The 23,350-nt window shown below is 52.9% G+C and carries 26 protein-coding genes; 10 read left to right on the top strand and 16 right to left on the bottom strand.

The features are described 5' to 3' along the window. Positions 1-7 precede the first annotated feature (7 nt). The 9 genes from sufD to ACT3T6_RS10120 all read right to left on the bottom strand — a co-directional run bounded on the left by sufD (position 8) and on the right by ACT3T6_RS10120 (position 6,636). The gene (gene sufD / locus ACT3T6_RS10160) at positions 8-1,351 is read right to left on the bottom strand and encodes a Fe-S cluster assembly protein SufD (RefSeq protein ID WP_172118322.1); all 1,344 of its coding nucleotides are present in this window, start codon (positions 1,349-1,351) and stop codon (positions 8-10) included. Further along, positions 1,348-2,097 carry a Fe-S cluster assembly ATPase SufC gene (sufC, locus tag ACT3T6_RS10155; protein WP_087111631.1) on the bottom strand — a complete coding sequence of 250 codons (750 nt, stop codon included), beginning with the start codon at positions 2,095-2,097 and terminating at the stop codon, positions 1,348-1,350. The genes sufD and sufC overlap by 4 nt, the downstream gene beginning before the upstream one ends. Positions 2,098-2,176: 79 nt before the next feature. Continuing rightward, entirely contained in the window at positions 2,177-3,619 is a 1,443-nt protein-coding gene (gene sufB / locus ACT3T6_RS10150; RefSeq protein ID WP_193055127.1) for a Fe-S cluster assembly protein SufB, read from the bottom strand. A 112-nt stretch (positions 3,620-3,731) separates the two neighbouring features. Then, positions 3,732-4,196: an SUF system Fe-S cluster assembly regulator gene (locus tag ACT3T6_RS10145; RefSeq protein WP_193055128.1), complete on the bottom strand. Its 465-nt coding sequence runs from the start codon at positions 4,194-4,196 to the stop codon at positions 3,732-3,734. 253 nt (positions 4,197-4,449) lie between these two features. Then, positions 4,450-4,791 (bottom strand): zinc ribbon domain-containing protein YjdM, encoded by a 342-nt coding sequence (locus ACT3T6_RS10140; protein WP_193055129.1) that lies wholly within the window; start codon positions 4,789-4,791, stop codon positions 4,450-4,452. A gap of 77 nt (positions 4,792-4,868) precedes the next feature. Beyond that, the gene (locus ACT3T6_RS10135) at positions 4,869-5,345 is read right to left on the bottom strand and encodes a YbhB/YbcL family Raf kinase inhibitor-like protein (RefSeq protein WP_193055130.1); all 477 of its coding nucleotides are present in this window, start codon (positions 5,343-5,345) and stop codon (positions 4,869-4,871) included. Positions 5,346-5,411: 66 nt separating this feature from the next. After that, on the bottom strand, positions 5,412-5,948 hold the full coding sequence (locus tag ACT3T6_RS10130; protein WP_193055131.1) for a hypothetical protein: 537 nt from the start codon (positions 5,946-5,948) through the stop codon (positions 5,412-5,414). Between the two features lie 40 nt (positions 5,949-5,988). Then, on the bottom strand, positions 5,989-6,360 hold the full coding sequence (locus ACT3T6_RS10125; protein WP_193055132.1) for a thiol-disulfide oxidoreductase DCC family protein: 372 nt from the start codon (positions 6,358-6,360) through the stop codon (positions 5,989-5,991). A gap of 60 nt (positions 6,361-6,420) precedes the next feature. Then, positions 6,421-6,636, bottom strand: a complete 216-nt coding sequence (locus ACT3T6_RS10120; protein ID WP_172118329.1) for a hypervirulence associated TUDOR domain-containing protein — start codon at positions 6,634-6,636, stop codon at positions 6,421-6,423. Between the two features lie 233 nt (positions 6,637-6,869). Here ACT3T6_RS10120 and ACT3T6_RS10115 point away from each other — a divergent pair, with 233 nt between their 5' ends. Further along, positions 6,870-7,340, top strand: coding sequence for a flavodoxin family protein (locus ACT3T6_RS10115; protein WP_193055133.1), 471 nt, complete (start codon positions 6,870-6,872; stop codon positions 7,338-7,340). A gap of 53 nt (positions 7,341-7,393) precedes the next feature. On the opposite strand, the gene fadA is transcribed toward ACT3T6_RS10115, so the two are convergent. Both fadA and fadB read right to left on the bottom strand, forming a co-directional pair. Then, entirely contained in the window at positions 7,394-8,572 is a 1,179-nt protein-coding gene (gene fadA, locus ACT3T6_RS10110) for an acetyl-CoA C-acyltransferase FadA (protein ID WP_172118331.1), read from the bottom strand. Between the two features lie 24 nt (positions 8,573-8,596). Then, complete coding sequence (gene fadB, locus ACT3T6_RS10105) at positions 8,597-10,774, bottom strand: fatty acid oxidation complex subunit alpha FadB (RefSeq protein ID WP_193055134.1); 2,178 nt, start codon at positions 10,772-10,774, stop codon at positions 8,597-8,599. 299 nt (positions 10,775-11,073) lie between these two features. On the opposite strand from fadB, the gene ACT3T6_RS10100 reads away from it, so the two are divergent. Both ACT3T6_RS10100 and slyA read left to right on the top strand, forming a co-directional pair. After that, complete coding sequence (locus ACT3T6_RS10100) at positions 11,074-12,219, top strand: DUF5924 family protein (protein ID WP_193055149.1); 1,146 nt, start codon at positions 11,074-11,076, stop codon at positions 12,217-12,219. A gap of 74 nt (positions 12,220-12,293) precedes the next feature. Further along, positions 12,294-12,746, top strand: coding sequence for a transcriptional regulator SlyA (gene slyA / locus ACT3T6_RS10095; protein WP_193055135.1), 453 nt, complete (start codon positions 12,294-12,296; stop codon positions 12,744-12,746). Between the two features lie 8 nt (positions 12,747-12,754). Here the strand turns inward: slyA and ACT3T6_RS10090 are convergent, their stop codons facing one another. Then, positions 12,755-13,294, bottom strand: a complete 540-nt coding sequence (locus ACT3T6_RS10090) for a preprotein translocase subunit YajC (protein WP_193055150.1) — start codon at positions 13,292-13,294, stop codon at positions 12,755-12,757. Positions 13,295-13,442: 148 nt separating this feature from the next. Here ACT3T6_RS10090 and ACT3T6_RS10085 point away from each other — a divergent pair, with 148 nt between their 5' ends. Beyond that, positions 13,443-13,895: a universal stress protein gene (locus ACT3T6_RS10085; RefSeq protein ID WP_087111656.1), complete on the top strand. Its 453-nt coding sequence runs from the start codon at positions 13,443-13,445 to the stop codon at positions 13,893-13,895. A gap of 114 nt (positions 13,896-14,009) precedes the next feature. Here the strand turns inward: ACT3T6_RS10085 and ACT3T6_RS10080 are convergent, their stop codons facing one another. After that, on the bottom strand, positions 14,010-15,929 hold the full coding sequence (locus ACT3T6_RS10080) for an ATP-binding cassette domain-containing protein (RefSeq protein WP_193055136.1): 1,920 nt from the start codon (positions 15,927-15,929) through the stop codon (positions 14,010-14,012). 133 nt (positions 15,930-16,062) lie between these two features. Between ACT3T6_RS10080 and ACT3T6_RS10075 the strand changes: the two genes are divergently transcribed. Beyond that, a complete protein-coding gene (locus ACT3T6_RS10075) occupies positions 16,063-16,914 on the top strand; it encodes a TatD family hydrolase (protein ID WP_193055137.1) in 852 nt (283 codons plus the stop codon). Positions 16,915-16,927: 13 nt separating this feature from the next. Beyond that, positions 16,928-17,407, top strand: a complete 480-nt coding sequence (locus ACT3T6_RS10070; RefSeq protein ID WP_193055138.1) for a hypothetical protein — start codon at positions 16,928-16,930, stop codon at positions 17,405-17,407. On the opposite strand, the gene ACT3T6_RS10065 is transcribed toward ACT3T6_RS10070, so the two are convergent. Further along, positions 17,404-17,988 (bottom strand): elongation factor P hydroxylase, encoded by a 585-nt coding sequence (locus ACT3T6_RS10065; RefSeq protein WP_193055139.1) that lies wholly within the window; start codon positions 17,986-17,988, stop codon positions 17,404-17,406. The two genes, ACT3T6_RS10070 and ACT3T6_RS10065, sit on opposite strands and share 4 nt — an antisense overlap. 139 nt (positions 17,989-18,127) lie before the next feature. Between ACT3T6_RS10065 and ACT3T6_RS10060 the strand changes: the two genes are divergently transcribed. The 3 genes from ACT3T6_RS10060 to ACT3T6_RS10050 all read left to right on the top strand — a co-directional run bounded on the left by ACT3T6_RS10060 (position 18,128) and on the right by ACT3T6_RS10050 (position 21,347). Continuing rightward, complete coding sequence (locus tag ACT3T6_RS10060; RefSeq protein ID WP_193055140.1) at positions 18,128-19,546, top strand: MATE family efflux transporter; 1,419 nt, start codon at positions 18,128-18,130, stop codon at positions 19,544-19,546. Between the two features lie 3 nt (positions 19,547-19,549). Then, complete coding sequence (locus tag ACT3T6_RS10055; protein WP_319643854.1) at positions 19,550-20,542, top strand: DUF3080 family protein; 993 nt, start codon at positions 19,550-19,552, stop codon at positions 20,540-20,542. A 109-nt stretch (positions 20,543-20,651) separates the two neighbouring features. Continuing rightward, on the top strand, positions 20,652-21,347 hold the full coding sequence (locus ACT3T6_RS10050; protein ID WP_193056956.1) for a hypothetical protein: 696 nt from the start codon (positions 20,652-20,654) through the stop codon (positions 21,345-21,347). An 89-nt stretch (positions 21,348-21,436) separates the two neighbouring features. On the opposite strand, the gene tusA is transcribed toward ACT3T6_RS10050, so the two are convergent. Next, the gene (gene tusA / locus ACT3T6_RS10045; protein WP_087111670.1) at positions 21,437-21,688 is read right to left on the bottom strand and encodes a sulfurtransferase TusA; all 252 of its coding nucleotides are present in this window, start codon (positions 21,686-21,688) and stop codon (positions 21,437-21,439) included. A 29-nt stretch (positions 21,689-21,717) separates the two neighbouring features. Here tusA and ACT3T6_RS10040 point away from each other — a divergent pair, with 29 nt between their 5' ends. Further along, positions 21,718-22,005 (top strand): antibiotic biosynthesis monooxygenase family protein, encoded by a 288-nt coding sequence (locus ACT3T6_RS10040; protein ID WP_087111672.1) that lies wholly within the window; start codon positions 21,718-21,720, stop codon positions 22,003-22,005. A gap of 4 nt (positions 22,006-22,009) precedes the next feature. Here ACT3T6_RS10040 and rlmM read toward each other — a convergent pair whose 3' ends face one another. Further along, on the bottom strand, positions 22,010-23,080 hold the full coding sequence (gene rlmM / locus ACT3T6_RS10035; protein ID WP_287078041.1) for a 23S rRNA (cytidine(2498)-2'-O)-methyltransferase RlmM: 1,071 nt from the start codon (positions 23,078-23,080) through the stop codon (positions 22,010-22,012). Between the last annotated feature and the right edge of the window lie 270 nt (positions 23,081-23,350).

Raw genomic sequence — 23,350 nt, 5'->3', positions numbered from 1 at the left:
GTAGCGCTTAGTCGTTGAGCGCGACGGCCGTTTCTACCAGGCCAGCCAGGTTAAAGCGTTCCGGCAATTTACCGGCAACCGCAAGCTCTACGCGCTCAGCGACTTCATCCAGCGTCACTTTATCCAGCACTTCACCGGCAAAGGCCAGGGTCAACAGCCCCCGCGCCGTCGCCTCATCGATACCACGCGTACGCAGCGCGTAAATAGCCTCTTCATCCAGCTGACCGGTCGTGGTGCCGTGAGAGCACTTCACATCGTCGGCATAAATTTCCAGCTCAGGCTTGGCATCAATCTGGGCGCGGTCAGACAGCAGCAGGTTCTGGTTGCTCTGAAAGCCTTCAATCTTCTGGCTATCGCGCTTAACGTACACCTTGCCGTTAAACACGCCATGCGCACGGTCATCCAGGATGCCTTTGTAGTTCTCATTGGAGAACGTCAAGGGCGCGTTATGATTGACCTTGGTGTGGTTGTCCACATGTTGACGCCCCTGACCGAAGAACAGGCCAAAGAAGTTGGTTTCGGCCCCCTGACCATTAAGGTCACTGATCAGGTCGTTACGCACCAGCGCACCACCCAGATTCAGGTTATACGAGGTGTAACGGCTATCGCGCCCCTGTTCAACATGCATGCTGGCAATATGCATGTCGTTAAGCGGTGCTTCCTGAAGCTTGTAGTGGTTCAGGATAGCGCCACGGTCCAACATAAATTCGCCCACAATGTTGGTGAAGTTGGCTGCGTCCTGATCGCCACAATAGTGCTCAATCAACGTGGCTTCACTGCGACCACCCGCCTCAACCAGAATACGTGGATGGCTCATCACCGGCGCACTGCTCGCCTTGGAGAGAAACTGCAGCACGATAGGCTTATCGACCACCGTACCCGGCGCGATACGCACCACAGCGCCCTCTTCCATAAACGCGGTATTCAAAGCTGCGAAGGGAGAGAAATCCACGCCTGTTAAGCGGCCAAGTGGGCCACCCACCGCTTCGTGATTTTCAGCAAGCGCTTTTGACAGTGGCATAACATGAACGCTCTGGGGCAGTGCGTCGATATCCGACAGCGCCGGGGCGTAAACACCATCAACAAACGTTAACCGATAAGCCGCGACAGGTAGCGTTAACGCTGCTGCCTGAGCGGGTGAGTAGTCGCCATTATCGGCCAGTGTAAAGTTACCCTGAGCGATGGTGCGAACATCGGTATATTTCCACTCTTCATCACGGCGCGTGGGAAAGCCCAGCGCTTCAAAGCGAGCAGCGCCCGCTTGGCGACGCGCAGCAATCCACGACGGCTCCGTTTCGCGCTGCTGGCTACGCGCTTTTAGCGTGTCCAGAAAGGTTTGCGTATCGCTCATGCCACAGACTCCTCAATACCTTCGTATCCGTTAGCCTCTAGCTCTTTGGCAAGCTCGGCATCACCGGTTTTAACAATACGGCCGTCAACCAGGACGTGGACTTTATCAGGAACGATATAGTCAAGCAGGCGCTGATAGTGGGTTACCAACAGAATCGCGCGCTCTTTGGCACGCAGGCTGTTAACACCGTCGGCGACCACTTTCATGGCGTCGATATCAAGGCCGGAGTCGATCTCATCCAGCATGGCGAGTTTAGGCTGAAGCACCAGCATTTGGAGAATTTCGTTGCGCTTTTTCTCGCCGCCAGAGAAGCCTTCGTTAACCGCGCGCTGCAGGAAGCTGGCATCCATTTTCATAGAGCCAAGCTTCTCTTTTACCAGCTTCATAAACTCAGGCGCTGGCATATCTTCTTCACCGCGCGCCTTGCGCTGGGCGTTCAGCGCTGACTTCAACAGGTAAATATTCTTTACCCCCGGAATCTCAACCGGGTACTGGAAACCCAACAGCAGGCCTGCCTGGGCGCGCTCTTCAATTTCCATCTCAAGTACGTCTTTACCTTCAAAGGTGATGCTGCCCTGGGTGACTTCATAGCCATCTTTACCTGCAATCACCGCTGACAGGGTTGATTTACCCGCGCCGTTAGGCCCCATGATGGCGTGTACTTCACCGGCGTTGATGGTCAAGGTAAGCCCTTTAAGGATCTGCTTGTCTTCAACGGTGACGTGTAAATCAGTTACTTGCAACATAGTCATAAACCTTCTAATTCTGGCGAGTCGCTGGCGCGACGCGTATCAAAGTAATGTGTACGGCAATCCGGCTAAACGATTAGCCTACCGCGCCTTCCAATGTCACGTTCAAGAGCGCTTCAGCCTCTACCGCGAACTCCATCGGTAGCTCCTGGAAAACATCTTTACAGAAACCGTTAACAATCATACTGACCGCCTCTTCCTCGGAAATACCCCGGCTCCGGCAGTAGAACAGCTGATCTTCACCAATTTTTGAGGTGGTGGCTTCATGCTCAATCGTTGCCGTGCTGTTACCGATTTCCTGATACGGGAAGGTGTGAGCGCCACACTTGTCGCCAATCAGCAGCGAATCACACTGCGTGAAGTTACGCGCGCCTTTGGCACGCGGGCCAATTTTCACCAGGCCGCGATAGGACTGGTCGCTCTTACCTGCCGAAATACCTTTGGCCACGATATAGGAACGCGTGCCTTCACCAATGTGAATCATCTTGGTACCGGTATCGGCCTGCTGGCGCCCGTTAGTAACGGCAACGGAGTAGAACTCACCAATGCTGTCTTTACCGCGCAGCACGCAGGAAGGATATTTCCAGGTAATGGCCGAGCCGGTTTCAACTTGGGTCCAGCTAATGCGTGAACGCGCGCCACGGCAGTCGCCACGTTTGGTCACGAAGTTATAGATGCCGCCCTTGCCGTTCTCATCACCGGGGTACCAGTTCTGGACGGTAGAGTATTTGATGTAGGCATCATCCAATGCGACAAGCTCAACTACAGCCGCGTGCAGTTGGTTCTCATCGCGCATCGGCGCGGTGCAACCTTCCAGATAAGAGACCTGAGCACGGTTTTCACAAATAATCAGCGTACGCTCAAACTGGCCGGTATTGGCCGCATTGATACGGAAGTACGTCGATAGCTCCATTGGGCAGGTAACGCCTTCAGGAACAAATACGAACGAGCCGTCGGTAAACACGGCTGAGTTAAGCGCGGCAAAGTAGTTATCGGCCACCGGCACGACGGTACCTAAATACTGCTTGATCAGCTCGGGATAATCGCGGATTGCCTCAGAAATGGAGCAGAAGATAACACCGGCTTCAGCCAGTTCCTTTTTAAAGGTCGTCGTTACGGATACTGAATCGAATACCGCATCGACTGCAACGCCGGCAAGCGCCGCCCGCTCGTGTAGTGGAATACCTAGCTTTTCGTAGGTTTCCAGCAGCTTGGGGTCTACTTCGTCGAGGCTTTGCGGGCCATCTTCAGGGCGCTTGGGCGCACTGAAGTAGGAAATCGCCTGGTAGTCGATAGGCGGATAATCAAGATGCGCCCAGGAAGGCTCTTTCATGGCCAACCACTGGCGGTAAGCGTCAAGACGCCATTCAAGCATCCACTCCGGCTCGCCCTTCTTCTTGGAGATAAACGCGATGGTATTTTCGTCTAGACCAGGTGGAAGCGTGTCGCTTTCAATATCGGTTACAAAGCCATCTTTGTATTCGCGACGAACCAACTGTTCCATTTCTTCGGTTGCCATGGTGTTACCCTCCGGGCAGTTGGTGGCGAGCACCGCTCGCCGTCAATTATAAATAAATGCGTATCAACGCTTATCGGGATTTGCGTATGTTCAGAACCCTGTATATCCAGAGCTATGCAGATACCGTCGATAGATTGATACTTTGAATTGGTAATTGTACGGGTAGCTTGAGAGGCGATGATGCCGCCAAATGGGCTAACGTTACGCTTTCAAGCAGGGTACGAATCGCGAGCGATACACGCTGCCAATTGTCGGCCACACCACACGTTGCGACCAACTCGCACTCTCCTTGGGCATGACTACATTCGGTCATCGCGACAGGGCCTTCAATCGCCGCAATAATATCCGCTGCGGTAATTTGTGACGCGGGTCTGGCAAGCCGATAACCGCCTTGCGCCCCTCGCTGTGACGCTAAAAGCCCCGCTCGGACCAACATCTTAAGCGTCTTGCTTACCGTTGGGTGCGGTAGCTGTACATCTTCCGCCAAGTCTGCAGCCGTATGCGATGCCTCTGGGTAACGCGCAATTTGTGCCATCACAACAGCGGCGTAATCTGTCAGCCGAGAAAGCTTGAGCATAGCGACTCCCGTTAGCCAGCAAATCATCAGGCTGGCTTGCGTGTTAATTGGGTACCATTTTAGTCCTGTATAAAATCGATGTGAAGCCCTATTGCCCAATTCTTGGCAAATTGCGTCAAGTTCTGGCACGTTCGCCACCGTTACCATCAAAAACAACAATCATTATCATTTAAGAATTTTATTGGCTATCCCACAAAAAAGCCCATCCACCAGGGATAGGCTTGTTATGGCTCAGCACCTGATTAACTGACCATCAGGCTTTTTTAACGAATTCAGATTTAAGCTTCATGGGGCCAATGCCATCAACTTTACAGTCGATATCATGATCACCTTCAACAATACGAATACTCTTGACCTTCGTGCCGACCTTAACAACCAACGAGCTGCCTTTGACCTTTAAATCTTTAATGACGGTCACACTATCGCCGTCAAAAAGGGGATTGCCGTTCGCATCGCGTACGCTGGGAGTATCGTCAGGGGCATCGGCATCCGCCGTTTTCGACCACTCATTACCACATTCCGGGCAGACGTACTGCAAGCCGTCATCGTAAGTAAACGTTGAGGCGCAGGCAGGACAATTAGGTAATTCGTTCATCAATGGCTCCATCACAAAAACCAGCAAAGCGATGGAGCCTACACCGGTTAGGCAAAATGCTCCAGTCCAAGGAGGCATTAGTCCCGCTGGTAGGTGCCTACAAGCCGGTCAATTCCCAATACGTGCGGCTCTACCTTCTCAAATAGCGCCGCGATACTTAGACCGTTTGGCAGATCCATTGGCTGATCCAAAGCAAGCACTAAAAAGTAGTAAAGGTGCTTACCATGCCCTTCTGGGGGCATAGGACCGCCGTAGCCCTGCTTGTCGAAGTCGTTATTGCCACAAGTGCCCAGCTGAGTGTTTTCATCCAGCCCGGCAATATCGCCGGGCAGGTTATAAAGGGTCCAGTGAACAAACCCGTAGCGGCCATCTTTTACCAGCGGCGCATCGGGGTCGTGGCAAATAACCGCAAACCCTTTTGTACCTTCAGGTACGTTATGCCACTCAAGAGGAGGTGATATATCATCGCCTTCCCCGGTATAGCGGGCAGGAATCGCCTGATGCTGCTCAAAAGCGGTGCTGGTGACTTCCATTGATGACAAAGCAAATGCCATAAGTTTCTCCCTGGTTAGCCAATCACTATGTCTACAGAGTGGTAGTAAATATCCAAGGCATCAACGTTAATTCAGATAACTCGCGTTGCGTTGCCACCACTGCTGCGCAATTACCACATTTTCTGCGTTGCTCTCGGGGCTTAGCACGGAGGGTAGCTGCACATAATTCCCACCGGTTTTAGACGTTAACAGCGGATCTTGTGTTGCCAGTTGAAGCGCGTAAAGCACCAGCATTTGTTCGTACTCATCCTGGGTATTCAAGCGCGCATACAAAAGTGGCACTGCGGGTAAGCCAATATCACCTAACCGCTCAGCGGCAATATAAAAGGTGCGGCGGTTATCTTGGTCGCCGTAATAGGAAACGAAGCGGCGATCAGAAAGCCGGCTCACATAGTAAGCAGCCTCTTCTTCAGGGCTCATGTACAGCGGCGGCACCCAGTCAGTCGCCGATACACTGCTGGAACTTGCAACGGGTGCTGCCTGAACAGGCTCATCATTCGTTTGAGGTGCGGTCGATGTCGTCCTGTGTTGCTTGCCTGCACACCCTGCCAATAGCACACTCCCAAGTAGCAGGACACATAACATGTTTTGCTTTATTTTCATGTTTCCTATGGGCTCCCCATGCAAATTACCACCATCATTTTTAAGACCAGCGACCCTGCTGCTTTAAGCGTCGTTTTACCCAGCCATCATAGAGCTTCCTTAACCCTGGTTTAATCACCGGCAGACCGATCAACCACGCAACCGGGCGTAAAAAGACAACCCGAGTCATTAACAGGCGATAGGCATCAATGCCTTCTACTATATCCCCATCAGCCCGCTCAACATGCAGCGACTTTAACGCAGTGTCAGGTTCTATACCCTTCTCTTGCAGTGTATGCCGGTGCTCACTGACATCACACCAACGAATATCGCTTGCCCCCTCGCCTGCCCAACGCTCATAACGCTGCCTGTCTTTGCGGCAGCGGGGACAAACCGCATCGTAGTAGACCTTAATTGTGTTGTCAGTGGGCATATAATACTCGGAGCGGACATTGAGGGGTTAAGTGTGGCACGTCGGCGGCACGACGCAACGCTAGTGATCCATCAGAGTAAGCGCGGCGTCTTTATGCATCGCAACATGATCGGTTTTGTCGCTTTTGATTTCATACTGCGGCTCCTCCTCACTGGCATAACGGTGATGACCTTTGTAGGTCGTATCCTGCGTATGTACGCGAGTGATATGTCCGCTTACATAGCCAGCCTCTGAGTTCCATTTTACGTGATCGCCCACCTTGAAGCGCTTAGCCATTCTTCACTCCTATTGTTTTCTACCTCTATGTTCTCCACCCCTATCATTCCCCATCCCTATCAGAACTTGGTTCACTGAACCTTAAGTGTAGATGTACTCACTCATAGCGCTAAGTATTCACCTGTGACGACACATAAGAGCCAGGTTGCTACCCTAGCATCCGGTAGACGCGCCACTTTAAAGAATGGCTGTTTGCCTTTGCGTGTCATTACTTCATCAGACAAGAGGCAGCCATGGCGGAATGCAAAAAACTGCTGATCATTGCGCACGCACCTTCCGAGAACACACAAAAGATGCTGAAGGCTGTGGTACACGGCGCGTCCCATCCTGACGTAGAAAAGGTGGTGGTAACATCGCTCACCCCGCTTGAAACACAACCGGACGATATTCTTTCAGCCGATGCGATTATTCTCGGTACCACTGAAAATCTGGGCTATATGGCAGGATTAGTGAAGGACGTATTTGATCGATGCTACTACGCCTGCCTTGATAAAACCGAGGGCTTACCGTTCGCGTTTTACGTTCGGGCGGGTCACGATGGCACCGGCACCCAGCGTGGAATTGAGAGCATTACCACCGGGCTGCGCTGGAGACTGATACAAGAGCCGCTTATTTGCCGGGGCGACTTCCAGGCAGATTTTATCGAGCAATGCGAAGAGCTGGGGCTATCTGTGGCTGCCAGCCTAGAGGCTGGGATTATTTAAGGCGAAAAAAAACGGCACCTTGATAGGTACCGTTTATCAGTGCATAGGGCTGGTTACTTCAAGCGCTCAAATACCGTCGCAACCCCCTGCCCCATACCAATGCACATGGTGGCCAGGCCTAACGTGGTGTCGCGCTGCTGCATAACGTTAAGCAGCGTGGTGCTGATGCGTGAACCGGAACAACCGAGAGGGTGGCCCAAGGCAATCGCACCACCGTTTAAGTTAACCTTTTCGTCCATGGCATCCAAAAAGCCCAGGTCTTTTAATACCGGCAGACTTTGCGCTGCAAAGGCTTCGTTAAGCTCGACAGTCTGGATATCATCCGACGAAAGCCCCGCCGCTTTCAGCGCCTTTTTCGAGGCAGGCACCGGGCCATAGCCCATAATGGATGCATCGCACCCAGCCACACCTGTGGAAAGCACTTTAGCGATAGGCTCAAGCCCCAACGCCTGGGCGCGCTCGTAGCTCATGATCGCCATGGCGGAAGCACCCACGGAAAGCGCTGACGACGTGCCTGCCGAGACGGTGCCGCTACGCGGATCAAACACCGGCTTAAGCTGGGCCATGGACTCAAAGCTTGCATCAGAGCGGATCACTTCATCGCTCTTGAACAGCACTTTAAAGCCGCGCTGGTCATGGCCTTCAACACCGACAATCTCGTTATCGAAGTAGCCTTTCTCCATTGCTGCCTGAGCACGCTGGTGCGAACGCACGCCAAACCGGTCCTGATCCTCCCGCGTAATACCGTGCATCTTACCTAGTAGCTCAGCGGTCAGCCCCATCATCATGGAGGCTTTAGCGGCGTATTTACTAATCGCAGGGTTTACATCAACCCCATGCGCCATGGGCACATGTTCCATGTGTTCTACACCACCAATGATGTAGAAATCGCCCATGCCCGCTTTGATATTCGCCGCTGCAATATGCAGCGCAGTCATGGAGGAGCCACACAGACGGTTAACGGTTTGAGCCGGCACCGAGCGTGGAATGCCGGTCATGATCGCCGCGTTGCGAGCAATGTTCATGGCTTGTTCAAGGGTCTGGTTAACGCAGCCCCAAATTACATCATCTACTTCAGAAGGGTCTAGATTGGGATTACGGGTAAACAACGCCTGCATGACAGCAGCGGACAGGTTTTCCGCACGAACGTTACGAAATGCGCCATGCTTGGCTTTTGCCATGGCGGTACGTACACCGTCGACCACCACGATATCTCTGGGATTCAAACTCATCTTATTTCTCCTGTTCGCGGTGACTTAGGCCTGACCGGGGGCGGGATAAAACTGCTCATTGTTCTTCGCCATTTGGCGCAGCTTTTCAGTCGGCGCGTACAGCGGGCCGAGCTCTTCAGCCAATCCTTCCGCCAGTTTGACGAACTCCGCCACGCCCATGGCGTCGATATAGCGCAGCGCGCCACCGCGGAAAGGCGGGAAACCAATACCGTAAATCAGCGCCATATCCGCTTCGGCAGGCGTATCAACAATATTGTCTTCCAGACAACGAACCGTCTCCATGCAGAGCGGCACCATCATGCGGGCAATAATATCCTCGTCGGAGAACTCTTTTTTGTCGCTAACCACTTCCTCGATTAACGCGTAGGCCTGCTCATCCGTTACTTTTTTGGGCTTGCCTTTTTTATCCTCTTCATAGGCATAAAAACCCTTGGCGTTTTTCTGGCCCAGGCGCTCGTTTTCGTACATCACCTGGATTGCCGTTTTGCCTTCACGCGCCATGCGGTCCGGGAAGCCTTCCGCCATGACGTCATTAGCGTGAACCGCCGTATCCATACCGACCACATCCAGCAGGTAAGCAGGCCCCATCGGCCAGCCAAACTTCTCCATGACCTTATCAACACGCTGGAAGTCGGCACCCTGCTCGACCAGGAAGCTGAAGCCGCCGAAATAGGGGAACAGCACACGGTTTACTAAAAAGCCGGGGCAGTCATTCACCACAATGGGCGTTTTCCCCATGGCACGAGCATAAGCCACCGTCGCCGCAACGGCTGCGTCAGAGGTTTTTTCACCGCGAATAACTTCAACCAGCGGCATGCGATGCACAGGGTTAAAAAAGTGCATGCCACAGAAATTTTCAGGGCGCTTCAGATTCTGAGCCAAGCGGTTAATCGAAATGGTCGATGTGTTGGAGGTCAGGATCGTATTCTCTCCTACCATCTCTTCGACTTCGCTGAGCACCGCACCTTTTACCTTGGGATTTTCAACAACCGCTTCAACCACCAAATCAACATTGCCGAAGTCGCCGTAGGAGAGCGTGGGGCGAATATTGGTCAGCTTTTCCGCCATTTGCTCACTGGTGAGTTTTTTACGCTCAACCTGCTTGGCGAATAGTTTACGGGACTCTTTCAGGCCCAGTTCAATGGCTTCATCCTTGATGTCTTTCATCAAGATAGGCGTGCCTTTAGAGGCGCTTTGGTAAGCAATACCACCGCCCATTATACCGGCGCCCAACACGGCCGTTTGCTTAACAGGCTGCGCCTGCTTTTCATACTTGCTGGCTTTCTTTTTGACGACCTGATCGTTCATAAACAGACCGACCAGGTTAAATGCCACGCTGCTTAGCGCAAGCTTGGCAAAGGCTTTCGCCTCAATGGCCTGGGCGCGACTGCGCTCTTCACCCGCACCTTTTTGAATAACCTTGATAGCTTCAATAGGCGCTGGATAGTGAGGGCCCGCTTTGCCGGCGACATACCCTTTGGCCGTTTCAAACGCCATCATTTGTTCGATAGCATTGAGCTTTAAGGGGCCTTTTTTCTCTGCGCGACGCGCCTGGTAATCAAGCTCGCCAGCGTTAGCGCGGTCGAGTATGTCTAGCGCCGCCTCCTCTAGCTGCTCGGGCGTGACCACGGCATCGACAGCGCCGTCTTTTAGCGCCGCATCGGCGCGGTTTTCAGTGCCACCGGCAATCCATTCAATCGCATTGTCAGCGCCAATCAAGCGTGGCAAGCGTACACAACCACCCCAGCCCGGCAAAATGCCCAGTTTGGTTTCCGGAAGTCCAATTTTAGCTTTTTCGCTCATCACGCGAAAATCCGTGGTGAGCAGCACTTCGCACCCGCCACCCAAGGCAAGGCCATTAATAGCGGCAACGGTTGGAAAAGGGAGATCTTCAATCGCATTAAATATCTCGTGCACCTTGAGGTTCATCTCTTCAAGGTACGCTTCACCTTTAGTGAACAGGCTATGAAACTCGGTGATATCCGCCCCGACAATGAATGCGTCTTTGCCGCTGCCAATCATCAGGCCCTGCAAGTCATCTACCGCCTGAAGAGCGCTAACGGCCTCTCCCAGCTCGGTAACAACAGCGCTGGAAAGCTTATTAACGGACTCATCTTTTAAATCAAAAATAAGCCGCGCGATGTGATGGCCACTCAGGGTGTCACGACGCTCCACCGTGATGGCATTGCCTTGATAGATCATCCGTGCTCTCTCCACAGGTTTGAACTGGCGCTCCTGTCAGCAGACTCTTGCAGCAAGTTTTAGCGACAAGTCCCTGGCTGGTTCGTCAGCATTTCATACGGTCGTTTGATAGCGTTAGCTTGGTTGAGTTATCCAACAACGTCAAGCCCTGACTTTTGGCTAATCCCTGCCAGGGAGTACACTTTCTCATCACCTAAATATTCCGTTATTAAGGACACATTAAGACGATTACCTGCTGGGCATCGACTTTTTTCAGAAACCCATGGATCATGATTTTTTTCACTATGGGTCATATATTCATGGGCGCCCTGTTAACACCGACGCGCATAAAAGCCATTCAGCACTTTACCGAGCGCTTAGTGGAGCGCATTAAACCCTGGAGCTGGCTATGGCCGGCCATGGCATTTTCAGCGGGAGTGGGCAGTTTTTTTCTGGTCGACCGTCAGCAGTGGCTAGGTGCGGCGCTAGCGCTGGGGCTGCTATTTACCTGGACGCTGCTGCTTTCTGAAAGTTTAATTGGCCGCTGGCTGGCCAAGCGCGGCCACCCTACCCTGCACCGTGGCGCCACTACGTTTATTGCCCAAATGATTCACCAGGAGACGCTGTTTTTTACCCTTCCGTTCATTTTAATTACGACGGTATGGAACAGCGGACAAACGCTATTTGCTCTCTTGGTCATTGGCATGGCGCTGTTATCAATTATCGACCCGCTTTATTACAAGGTAGCTGGCCGCTGGCGCAGTCTCTATTTTATTTTCCATGCGCTGTGCGTTTTTTTGGTGATGCTGGTAACGCTACCGATCATGCTCCATCTCACGACCGGACAAAGCCTTTTGTTAGCGATGTCTTTGATGGTACTGGTAGCGCTTCCCAGCTTTTGGCATTTACTCAAGCAGCGCTCGTTAAAACGCTGGTGCCTATTTCTAGGGCTAACGCTTGCACTTGCGTATGCTGCCTGGATAGGCCGTATTTGGGTGCCGCCCGCAAGCCTTTGGTTGACCAGCAGTGCGCTCTCCCCTTCGCTTGATATTCAGCAGCAGGGTTCCATTGCGCTGACGCCGGATGCTATTCGTGAAAACGGCCTTTATGTGTATACCGCGATCCGTGCCCCACGAGGATTAAGCGAAACTATTTACCACGCCTGGCGTCATAACGGTGAACCGTTAGATACCGTCCGGCTGGACATTAGTGGTGGGCGTGAACAGGGTTATCGGGCATGGAGTCATAAGCTTAACTTTCCTGCTGATCCATCAGGTGACTGGCGAGTAGATATCATGACCGATAGTGGTCAACGCGTGGGGCTGATTCGTTTTACGGTATCGGAAGACTTACAAAAGGCCTCTAAAGCCGATAGCGCTATTCACGCCAGCGGTTTAAGCAGACTTAATTTACGTCGTTTTGTGCCAGGAAGCCGTGAACGCTCTGACACGCCGACAAGCGACTAAGTCCGCCTATGGCTTGCAATCCAAGCCATAGCTAATGACAATCTACCCTCCCACTTTTTGGTAGCGAGTTGCCCATGGCTTCATCGATTGGTTTTCGTCTTGCACGCCTGCCGCATTTGTGGCGCTCAATTTTGGATCGTAGGCTCGCTCCTTTGGGGCTTACCCAAACGCGTTGGGTCACGCTTTATCATATCTGGCGCTTGGGTGAGGGACATCCCCAGTGCGACCTGGCGCGAGCGATTGGTGTTGAGGCCCCTTCACTTGTTCGTACACTGGGCCAACTTGAGGAGCAGGGTCTGGTTGAGCGACGCGCTTGTGATAGTGACCGACGCAGCAAGCGTATTTACCTTACGCCAGCAGCAATGCCGCTTTTAGAAAAAATTGATGCGGTGGTCACCCAAGCCCGTGGAGAGTTTTTTGTCGGGCTTGGTGAGCGTGAGCTTGAACAGCTTAATGAATGGTTGTCAATAATTGAATCAAACGGGCTAGCCATTCAAGCACGCGAGCAAGACCCCCCTACTGCTTAGGTGCTCATCTAGCGGTGATGCGCACCGTTTCGACTATCCAACGGCTTGCCTAGCGGCTGGTCCGATAAGCCGCTTAGCGCGCCCTTTAATTGCTTTACGTCTGCAAGATAAGTGGAAAAACGCTCGGCGGTTTGCGACTCCCACCACCAAAGCGTTAGCGCATAAGGCGTCGATTCAATCACTAGTGCATCCTGAGGCAGCCGCTCCAAGAGTGCTTTTAACGGCGCACTGGCACTTTCAGGTAAATCGCGCAACGGTGCAATACGCCAACGCCAGCCAGCATAATAGGGTTCTAGTACGGCACTGGCATTGCTGTCCCGTAGCAGCACAAAGTCCGGGCCTGGCGCATCCTGAGGATAGTGCCAACGATAAGCGGGCATGGTGCCCCTAAAATGGTGCAGCGGGGGTTTTTCCATTTTAACGCTGACCCCTTGTTGCTTAGCACCGTTACGCAACGCCATTTGCCTTACCTGACGCGGGCTTGGCTTGAGCCACATGACCGGCGCCATCACAAATAACAATACAAAAACGATAATTAACCATACCATCACTGCTTCCACCCTATTTCAGTCGTACGCTGTTAACACGTTAAAAAAACCATGACGCAGATCGTTGTTAAGATTGTCCATGCAGCTTAAAGTAAAGGTTATCTAACAAAGTTTGCTTCTTTGTTAATTATCGCCAAGGAGATAAGCCATGAGCTATCACCATATTCTGGTTGCCGTTGACCTAACAAAAGATTCTCACAAGGTACTAGAGCGCGCGATCGTTATCGCTGAGCGCAACAATGGTGCCAAAATCTCCATTATGCATACCCTTGAGCCTTTGGGTTTCGCCTATGGAGGTGATATCCCGATGGACCTTACCAGCATTCAAGACCAATTGGATGAGCATGCAAAGCAGCGCCTGGCTGAAATTGCGACCCCTCATATCGACAAGGCCGACCAGCACGTAGTGGTGGGCATGCCCGACACGGAAATTCATCGCTTCGCGGATGAACATAACGTTGATTTGATTGTGGTTGGCTCCCACGGAAGACACGGCTTTGCCCTGCTACTGGGTTCAACGTCAACAGGCGTGCTGCACGGCGCGCAGTGTGATGTACTCGCCGTACGGGTTGGCAAAAAGGGCGAGAGCAGCGACGAATAAGTATACGCGCTTATTCTCGGCGCCTTACTTGCATATCGAACGCTTCTGTTCAAAAAGCTACTATCCCCAAAGGCACCGACCAGGTGCCTTTGGGAACATACACTTGAGTTTCCGCTATTCGCCGTTGGCCATGGCTTCAAGCTCCATCCAGCGTTCCATGGCGGCTTCAAGCGCCTGCTGAGCATGCTCTAGCTCTTGTAGTTTCGCTGTTACCGCGCTGGCCTCCTGCTGATAAAACGCGGGATCGCCTACCACTTGCTCCAGCGCTTCGACACTGGCTTCAAGCCGCTCGATGTCGGCAGGCAATGCATCCAGCTCGCGCTGAAACTTATAGGAGAGCTTGACGTTTTTTTTAGCGGGCTCTTCAGGTGCCTTCTCGGGTGCTTTTTCCACCGCCGCGCTGGTGGGCTCGGTTTGTTGACGCGCCGCGCCTTCCCAAGGGGCAGGCGGTAGCTTACCGCCCTGACGTATCCAATCGGTGTAACCGCCCACGTATTCACGGACAACGCCTTCGCCTTCAAAGGCCAGCATGCTGGTCACCACATTGTCCATAAAGGTTCGGTCGTGGGAAACCAGTAGCAGCGTACCGTCAAAGTCCAGCAACAGCTCTTCAAGCAGCTCCAGGGTTTCCATATCCAGGTCGTTGGTCGGCTCATCAAGCACCAACACGTTGGCAGGTTGGGTAAACAGCTTGGCCAAGAGCAGGCGATTAGACTCCCCGCCCGACAGTGCTTTTACAGGCTGACGCACGCGGTCAGGCGTAAACAGGAAATCCTGCAGGTAGCTCATGACATGGCGATCCTTGCCACCGACGCTGACTCGGTCACTGCCTTGGGCCACGTTATCGTAAACTGTTTTTTCCAGTTCAAGTCCTGCACGCAGTTGGTCAAAGTAGGCCACTTTAAGGTTCGTGCCTAGCTGTACACTGCCTTCGGTCGGTGCTAGCTCACCCAACAGAATTTTAAGTAGTGTTGTTTTGCCCGCACCATTGCGCCCGAGAAAACCAATACGGTCGCCGCGCACGACTTCCAGATTCACATTACGCAGAATAACGTCGTTACCAAAGCGCTGAGTCACCCCTTTAAGCTCAACTACCCGCTTACCGGTACGTTCACCACTATCAACGGTCAGGTTAGCAGTGCCTTGGCGTTCACGGCGCTGGCTGCGCTCGTCGCGCATGGCTTCAAGAGCACGCACCCGTCCCTCATTACGGGTACGGCGCGCTTTAACCCCTTGGCGTATCCAGGTCTCTTCCTGCGCCAGCTTTTTATCGAACTCGGCATTTTCCCGCGCTTCAACTTCAAGCTCGTGCTGCTTGCGAGCCTGAAACTCTTCGTATTTGCCCGGGTAGCGGCCCAGCTTGCCACGATCAAGCTCAAGAATATTAGTCGCCAGCCTGGAAAGAAACGCCCGGTCGTGGGTAATCAACAGCACCGCACCATTAAAAGCCAGAAGCTGCTCTTCAAGCCATGCAATGGTGTCCAGGTCCAAATGGTTGGTCGGCTCATCAAGTAGAAGTAAATCAGGCTCAGACACCAGCGCTCGCGCTAACGCGACCCGGCGACGCCAGCCGCCTGAAAGAGAACTCATCTCAGTTTCAGGAGGAAGTCCCAGCCGCGTTAGCACAACATCAATACGCTGATGGAACGACCAGCCATCAATCGCTTCGATGCGGGTTTGCAACGTCGCCATGCGATTCATGTCCGGGTCGGGATCGTTGATCAAGTGCTGATATTCAGATAGCAGCTCGCCCGCCTCAGGCAGACCCTGTGCGACCATGTCGAAAATAGTCATGCCCGATGACTCAGGTAACTCCTGAGCCAACACCCCAATTTTCAAGCCAGGCGCTCGCCAAACCGAGCCGTCATCTGCCTGAATATCACCCGCCACTAATTTTAAAAGCGTAGATTTACCGGTGCCGTTGCGCCCGACCAGCGCCAGCCGCTCGCCTTTTTCGACCGTAAGGTCAGCGCGGTTCAACAGTACTTGGGTGCCGTAGGCAAGTTGCAGCTGTTCGAGTCGTAACAAGGTCACGCAGTATCCTCCATCGTCGTGAGGCGCACAGTGTAACGCATGGACAGCAGTAGAGGGGAAGCTTCACGCATTAGTCGATACGTGTGCTTAGCGTTACAATACTGGTTTGCTATTTTCGACGAAGGAGTAACGCTTGGCTTCATCGGCAGTCGATAACGTTTTACCTGAAGCGCTTCAATTTCGCCCTACGTCTCCGTTGGTCGATATTGGCGCTAATTTGACGCACGAAAGCTTTGATCGTGATCTTGATGACGTCATCGCGCGGGCTCATGCTGCTCATGTTAATACAATGATTGTCACGGGCACGGACCTGGCGCACGCCGAGCAGGCAATAGCCCTTTCCGGGCAATATCCCGGCCTTTTCGCAACGGCGGGCATTCACCCGCATGATGCCAGTTGCTGGAATGCAGAACTGGCAAACAAGATGAAAGCCTTGCACGCACATCCGAAGGTGGTCGCCGTTGGCGAATGCGGGCTGGATTTCAATCGCAATTTTTCGACGCCTGCCGAGCAAGAGCATGCGTTTGAAGCGCAGTTGGCACTAGCTGTTGAAAGCGGCCTACCGCTTTTTCTACATGAGCGCGATGCAGGCGCGCGAATGCGCGAAATACTGGCCGCTTGGCGCGATGATATCAGCGACGCGGTTGTACACTGCTTTACCGCTGACCGCGATACGCTGTACGGCTATCTGGACCTGGATATGCATATTGGTCTGACCGGCTGGATTTGCGATGAGCGTCGCGGCCATCACTTGCGTCCGCTGGTTAACGATATTCCGCTGGAGCGCTTGATGGTGGAGACCGACTGCCCTTACCTGCTGCCCCGCAATCTACTCGCTAAACTCAAAGGGCGCCGCCATGAGCCAGCGCTTCTGCCGTGGATCGTAAAAGAAATTGCCCAGTGGCGCGGTATCAGCGAAGCTGAACTAGGTAGCGCCACGACGCAAACTGCACAGCGCTTTTTCCGCCTGCCTACAGAATCTTGAAAGGAGTACGAGCGTGGCCGATTACCCAGGATTTATTGCCATTGAAACGGGCGAAGAAGATGGCCTCCCCCTTGCCATAGCCTGGTCATTGCCTGATGGACGCGTTAAGGAAACCTTGATCCAACCAGACGATAGCTGGATCAAGGAAGATACCAATGCCATGGGCACTTACAGCATCGAGGAACTTGAGAGCCTGGGCGTTAGCCCCCTTGAGGTGATCCGCGAGCTGGAAAACGATTACTTCTCCGCCACTCTTTATACCAGCGACAATGGTGAGGACGAGGCGGCGCTGGCGCGTCTATTTGATACGTATGGGCTGGACCCTTTTGTAGAACTGGCGCCGGCATCGGTGCTCTACCCGTCTATCACGCCGGGTGAATGGCACCGCCAGCGACGTGAGACATTCAGCGAGCTGGGCCTGGAGCCCATGCGCCCCGAACATGAGCTTGAGGTCATGCTGTCCTTGCACCAGCGCTTAACCGAAACGGATTAAGCATTAGCAGCCACAGGCGCTTGACCCAAGACTGCCTGGCCTTGGGTAATCGCAGCGGCTAGTGGCTCTTTGCGCTGATAAAACGACGTCAACGCCACATAAAGGGCGTTGGCGCGCGTGGGCAGGCCTTCTTGTAAATAGCGCTGCTTTCGGGCGTTTACCTTCTCCGCAAATGCGTCACGATCGACGTCAACATCGCCCCCCAAGTTATCCACGCTGACATGAAAGATGCGCCCACACGCGTCGGCAAACAGTGACTCCAACGCCTGAGGGGCAATTTCGGCTTGCTCAAAAGCGCTCTGCTCCTGGGCATTACGCCCATCGGGCAAATACCAGTAGCCATAATCTTCCAACTGACGGCGCTTGGCACCGGCAATACACCAGTGGCTAATTTCATGCAGGGCGCTGGCATAAAACCCACGGGCAAAGATAATCTGATGATAAGGCGCTTCCTTACTTGCCGGTCGATAAAGCGGCTCATCTTCACCCCGCACTAACCGGGTTTGATAGCGCGGCATAAAAATGCCATCAAAGAGTGCCGTAATATCCTCAAGTAACCACTTGTCGTCTGCGTGAACCACAATATCCTCGTTATTTAAGGCCTTTTTGCCTAGTATAACGGCCCTCGTTAGGTAGGCTGAAGTCTAAACGGCAAAAACCAGCGACTCCTGCTAATCTAGCGGCGTTTTATAGATTACTTTACTAACGGAGAGCCTTTCCTTGGCCCGCTTTGCTGACGATATCAAAACCACCTACTGGCCAGAAACCCGTGCCTTAATTTTATTGGCGCTGCCTATTTGTGGCGCGCAGCTTGCCCAGGCTGGCATGGGGGTAGTCGATGTCATGATGACGGGACGCTTTAACGCTACGTCGCTGGCAGCAGTCTCAGTAGGTACCAGTTTATGGGCGCCCTTGATGCTCTTTATGACGGGCACGCTCATGGGGCTTACCCCTATTGTCGCTTATCACCTCGGCGGACAGCGAAGCAATGCCATTCGCCCTGCGGTTCATCAAGGATTATGGGTGGCCTTGGTGCTAGGCATTATCGCCGCGATTCTGCTTAGAACCAGCGTCATGCCCATTTTCGAATTAATGGATGTACCGGCTCAAGTCGCTCAAGAATCAGCTGCTTATCTTTCAGCGGTGGCGTTCGGTATGCCCGGTATTGCCCTCTTTCAAGCATTACGCGCGTTTTCGGATGGCATGAACCATACGCGGCCATCATTGTGGATCAGTGTCATCGGTTTGCTCGTGAATATTCCGGCCAACTACCTGCTGATCTACGGCGGCGACGGGCTGGTCAATTTGTTGGGTAGCGGCGTTCCCGATATTCTGCAACAAATTCCGGCCATGGGTGCCTTTGGCTGTGGGATCGCGACGGCTATCTCCATGTGGACCATGATGTTAATCATGCTGCTGTATACTCGCCGAGGGCGTGCTTACCAAAACGTGTCGCTATGGCACCGTTTTACGCCTCCACAGCTGGCGGGTATTAAAGAGCTGATTTTTGTAGGCATGCCGATTGGCGTGGCCATTTTTGTTGAGGTGACCCTGTTCACCTTGATCGCCCTGTTTGTTGCTAGCCTGGGCGAGATAACCGTAGGTGCTCACCAAATCGCGCTCAGCTTTACTTCTATTCTGTTTATGCTGCCGCTTTCATTGAGCATGGCATTAACGGTACGCGTGGGTAATACCCTAGGCCAGCATCGCCTGACACTGGCTCGCCAGGTCGCATGGAATGGTGTGGTGGTGAGTATACTGATTGCGGCGTTTAACAGCCTCTTTTTGTGGCTAACTGCCAAGCCGGTGATTGCCTTGTATACCTCGAACTCTGAGATACAGGCGCTAACCCTTACCCTCATCGCCCTTGCGGTCATCTTCCAGCTCTCTGATTCGCTTCAGGTGAACCTGGCAGGCGCGCTACGAGGGTATAAGGACACCCGCATCGTCATGGTCATTACAGTGCTTTCCTACTGGCTTGTAGGCCTTGGAGGCGGTTACTGGTTAGGTGTGCATGGTGCAAGCGGTTTAACCGAGCCTTTAGGTGTTCATGGGTACTGGATAGGCTTGATTGCAGGGCTTAGCACCGCCGCACTGTTGTTGGCCTGGCGTTTAAAATGGATTAGCCGACAGGGGTAAGAAGTGACAAACCAGTGGCTTCTTTTCGTTATGTTCACGGCAATGTCGATTTTGGCAGGTTGCAGCGATCATGAGGCAGAGCAGCCATGGGTCGCCTATCACCAGCAATTAGCCGAAGACCTTTCCTCGCCTCCGCGCGAGCGCACAGAGGTATCCAACATAGGGGTATTTCCAGAACGCCAAGAAAGGCTGATTGAGGTAGCTGAAACCCGCGATGGCATACTCAATATTTACGCGTTGCGCGAGTGTCACATCACGTCGCTGATTGCAGCCCGCAACAATCAGCTTGGCCGGGTTGCGCCGCCCAGCCAGCACTGGCTTTACGAGCGTGAGTTATGGCAACGCTTGGCGGCATGCCAGGAAAGCGATGTCCCTGACCGGTTAAGCGAGCGCGATAAAGAGCGCCTTGAGCAGCTTACTGCTCTGAAAACAGCCCAACTATCCGCTGTTAGCTGGAATGCTATTTTCGATTCTGATGAGTGGATAAAAAGCTTCTCTCGGGCAAGCCAACCGCTAGCGATGAGTGATTTTCCAGCGATTGCGCAGCAGCTTGCCGCTGTCGATTATTTGCAGCAGATGGTAGATAGCCAGTTTAGCCAAGCATGGCAGCAAGACTCCTCTCAGCTTGAAAACCACCTCAAGCACCTTCAAGAACGCCCCTTAACTGCCGAGATACTGCGCACATTGCTACTTGCCGAACAACGTTTGCAAGACGCCAGCGAGTACTTACCCCAGCATGATCCACACCATGAAGCGTGTTTAACAGCGTGGGACACTGAAGCCCTGGACCTCCTTGAAGCTAACGCGCAACAGTGGCTACTCGCTATCAACAGGCTGATAAACAGCCAAAGCGCTGCCTTGCCAGAAGCGGTACGTGTTTACCAAACCCAATGGCTCGCGCTTGATAACGCACAAGCGCCTTGGCAGCAGTATCAGCAGGCCAAAACGCACCACTTATCGCTTAGAGAAATGCACTCAGTCTGTTTAAGCGATTAAATATTCGCCTCCCTCTTAACCTTATGGGCAACCTGTGCTATTGGTGAAGGATGCGGTAAGCATTTCTTGTTTACCAATGTCGTGGCCACGCAGCATTAGGAGGGACATCATGGGCGTATCCCAGTCACCCCGCTCTGCCCAGGTCATCGACCTGGATACCGTGCGCCTGCGTCAGCAGGCGCAAAAAAGTTTGGTTCGTTTAGCGCCCGAGTTAGACGGGTTGGAAATGGTATACCAGCTCGCTGCGAGCCCCGATTCCTATTTTGGCATGCCCATTCTGGCCTGGGGCTTAAGAGCCGATGGCCATGTTGTTGGGTTGGTGCCCTGGATGGAAACACTAACCGCCTGCCAAGAGGTGGATAGCCAGGAAAACGGCTATTTTGTTGGCTATCGCGATCCAGAAACAGAAGAGATCTTTGAGTCACCGCCCGACCACAAATATTACGAGCTGACGGCTGCCGCTGACTATTTTGAGTATGAAGCGTCGGGAGACGTTACGCTCATCCAGCAAATTCCCGATACCCTGGGCACTCATGCATTGTGCATGAATCACCCCAATGCACCGTGGCATATGAAACCCGTTTACGGATGGCGTTTGTACAGCGATGGCTCTATTGATGCCTTACTTGCTGATGAAGAAAAGGCCACAATGACACCCATTCTGTTGGGTGATAAGTGCCTCTACAGTGCACGCTCCTGCCACCCGAGCGTTTATTACTTTCAGCGCCATATCGCTAACCGTATTCTTGAGGAAGATCCCGCTACCCTTGAGACATTAGCCATGATGGTCGTGCCAGGCGATTAACGTATGAGGCGGTACACCTGTTTAATTATGCGCACCGTGCGAGGCTATTCACCATTAGTCGATTTTTTGCCGCGCACGGCTGCACATCTTTACGCTAAGCGTATAAAGTAAACGTAGCTTTCTGCTGATTCACTGCGGTCGACAAGCTCATGACCCAAAAATTGACAAAATTTAGGTACATCACGCGTGGTAGCAGGATCTGTTGCCACAACTTTAAGCACTTGACCTGAGCTCATATCACGCACCTTGTTGTGCATTAGCATGATAGGTTCAGGACAATAAAGCCCTGTGGTGTCCAGAACGGTGTCGTAGTGGGGTGAGGCATCAGTCGTGTCAGCCATTCATATCCTCGGTTTAGGAACTAGATAGCATGATTAAAGTTATCATCGAACGGCGTATTATGCCTGGCCTTGAAGATGAGTATGAACAGGCCGCACGCGAAGTCATGCGTGTTTCGCTCGGTGTCAGAGGCTTTGTCAGCGGTGAAACGCTGGCACAACAAGGCCATACGGATCGACGCTTGATGATTACCAAATGGCGCGATTTACGCGCCTGGAAAGAGTGGCACGCCAGCGATGCGCGTGCCACTGCGATGCAACGTATTTTACCGCTATTAACAGAAGACGAGACGATCCGCATCTATGAAGCGGGCTATTAACACCTTAGTGGGTTAGCCTTACGTGCACAGTCACTTCTTCCCGGTCGTGATAAAGGTGCCTACAGTTTATGTGGGCACCAACACCCGCGTTTTTAAGCGCTTCTTCCAATGTTTCCAAACAGCGCGTTACTTCATCCCAACGTTTCTTCATGGGTAGTTTGAGGTTAAAAATAGCCTCTCTACACCATTTACGCGTTAGCCAACGCTCGACCATCGCCAGCACCCGTACGGGCTTATCCACGATGTCACATACCAGCCAATCCAAACACTGAGGCGGCTCCCAGGTAAAGCCATCTTCTTTAAGGTGATCAACTTGCCCAGTGGCCATTAGCTGCTTATCCATTGGCCCATTATCAATGGCATAAACGTACATGCCCCGCTGCACCAACTGCCATGTCCATCCACCGGGCGCGGCTCCTAGATCTGCTGCCTGAATATGCGCACTCAAGCGCTCCTCCCACTCTTCGCGTGGGATAAACTCATGCCATGCTTCTTCCAGTTTAAGCGTAGAGCGGCTTGGTGCACGCGAAGGGAAGCGCAACCGACGAATACCGTTAAGCAGCTCGCTACGATTACCGGGAAAACTTATGCCTAGCTGGGCGCGATCACCATCGGTCCAAAAAATATGTAACCGACGCCCACCTGCCTTGCCGCGTAGTGCACCGCGTTTTTTTAACATGCTTTGCAACGGCTTGGTAAGGGCTTTGATCAGGCCAACCAGCGCCTTACCATCATTAGTATCGGGCGTTTCATGCCAGATTTCTTCAAAACTCCAGCCGCTAGCTTTAACCTGCTCTAAAATAGCGGTTAATCGATCGTCTCGTGACAGGGTGAGTGCTGGTAAGGCCGCTAGGCTTTGGCGAGCAAAAATAAGCCTTTTAAAAGCCGCCCGCCGGTGCAAGTCATTAACGGGTTCATCGTCTGTTCGCGTTAGGCTGACCCACCCTTCCCCATAAGCAGGTTCACAGGGTACCCCTTGGTGCTTTGCATGGTGCTGCATTTCTGACAGCGCATCACGTTCAAAACCAGGGCGGCAGTAAACTAACCACGATGTCGGTACCGTTTCACTCACCACTTCACCTCAAATTGCGTCTATCACCCAAAGTGACAGCCGGTTGATATAGTCGCTGGGGACGCATCATACCATTAACACGTGTGCTTTATTTTCTTCCACACATACAAAAAACCCAGCCGATTGGCTGGGTTCTTCGTTAAATAAGTGCCTGACGATGACCGGGGCGGCCATCCGCCGGCCGACGCTCCGGGACTCTCGCATGGGGAGACCCTTTTCTTTCTTCATGTACAGAAAGATCCCCCGAGGCCTGAGCTCCGGGGGATTTTTCAC

This window comes from Halomonas sp. 72, assembly GCF_052379785.1.
GTDB lineage: Bacteria > Pseudomonadota > Gammaproteobacteria > Pseudomonadales > Halomonadaceae > Vreelandella > Vreelandella citrativorans.
This window is presented reverse-complemented; position numbering and strand designations above follow the sequence as displayed.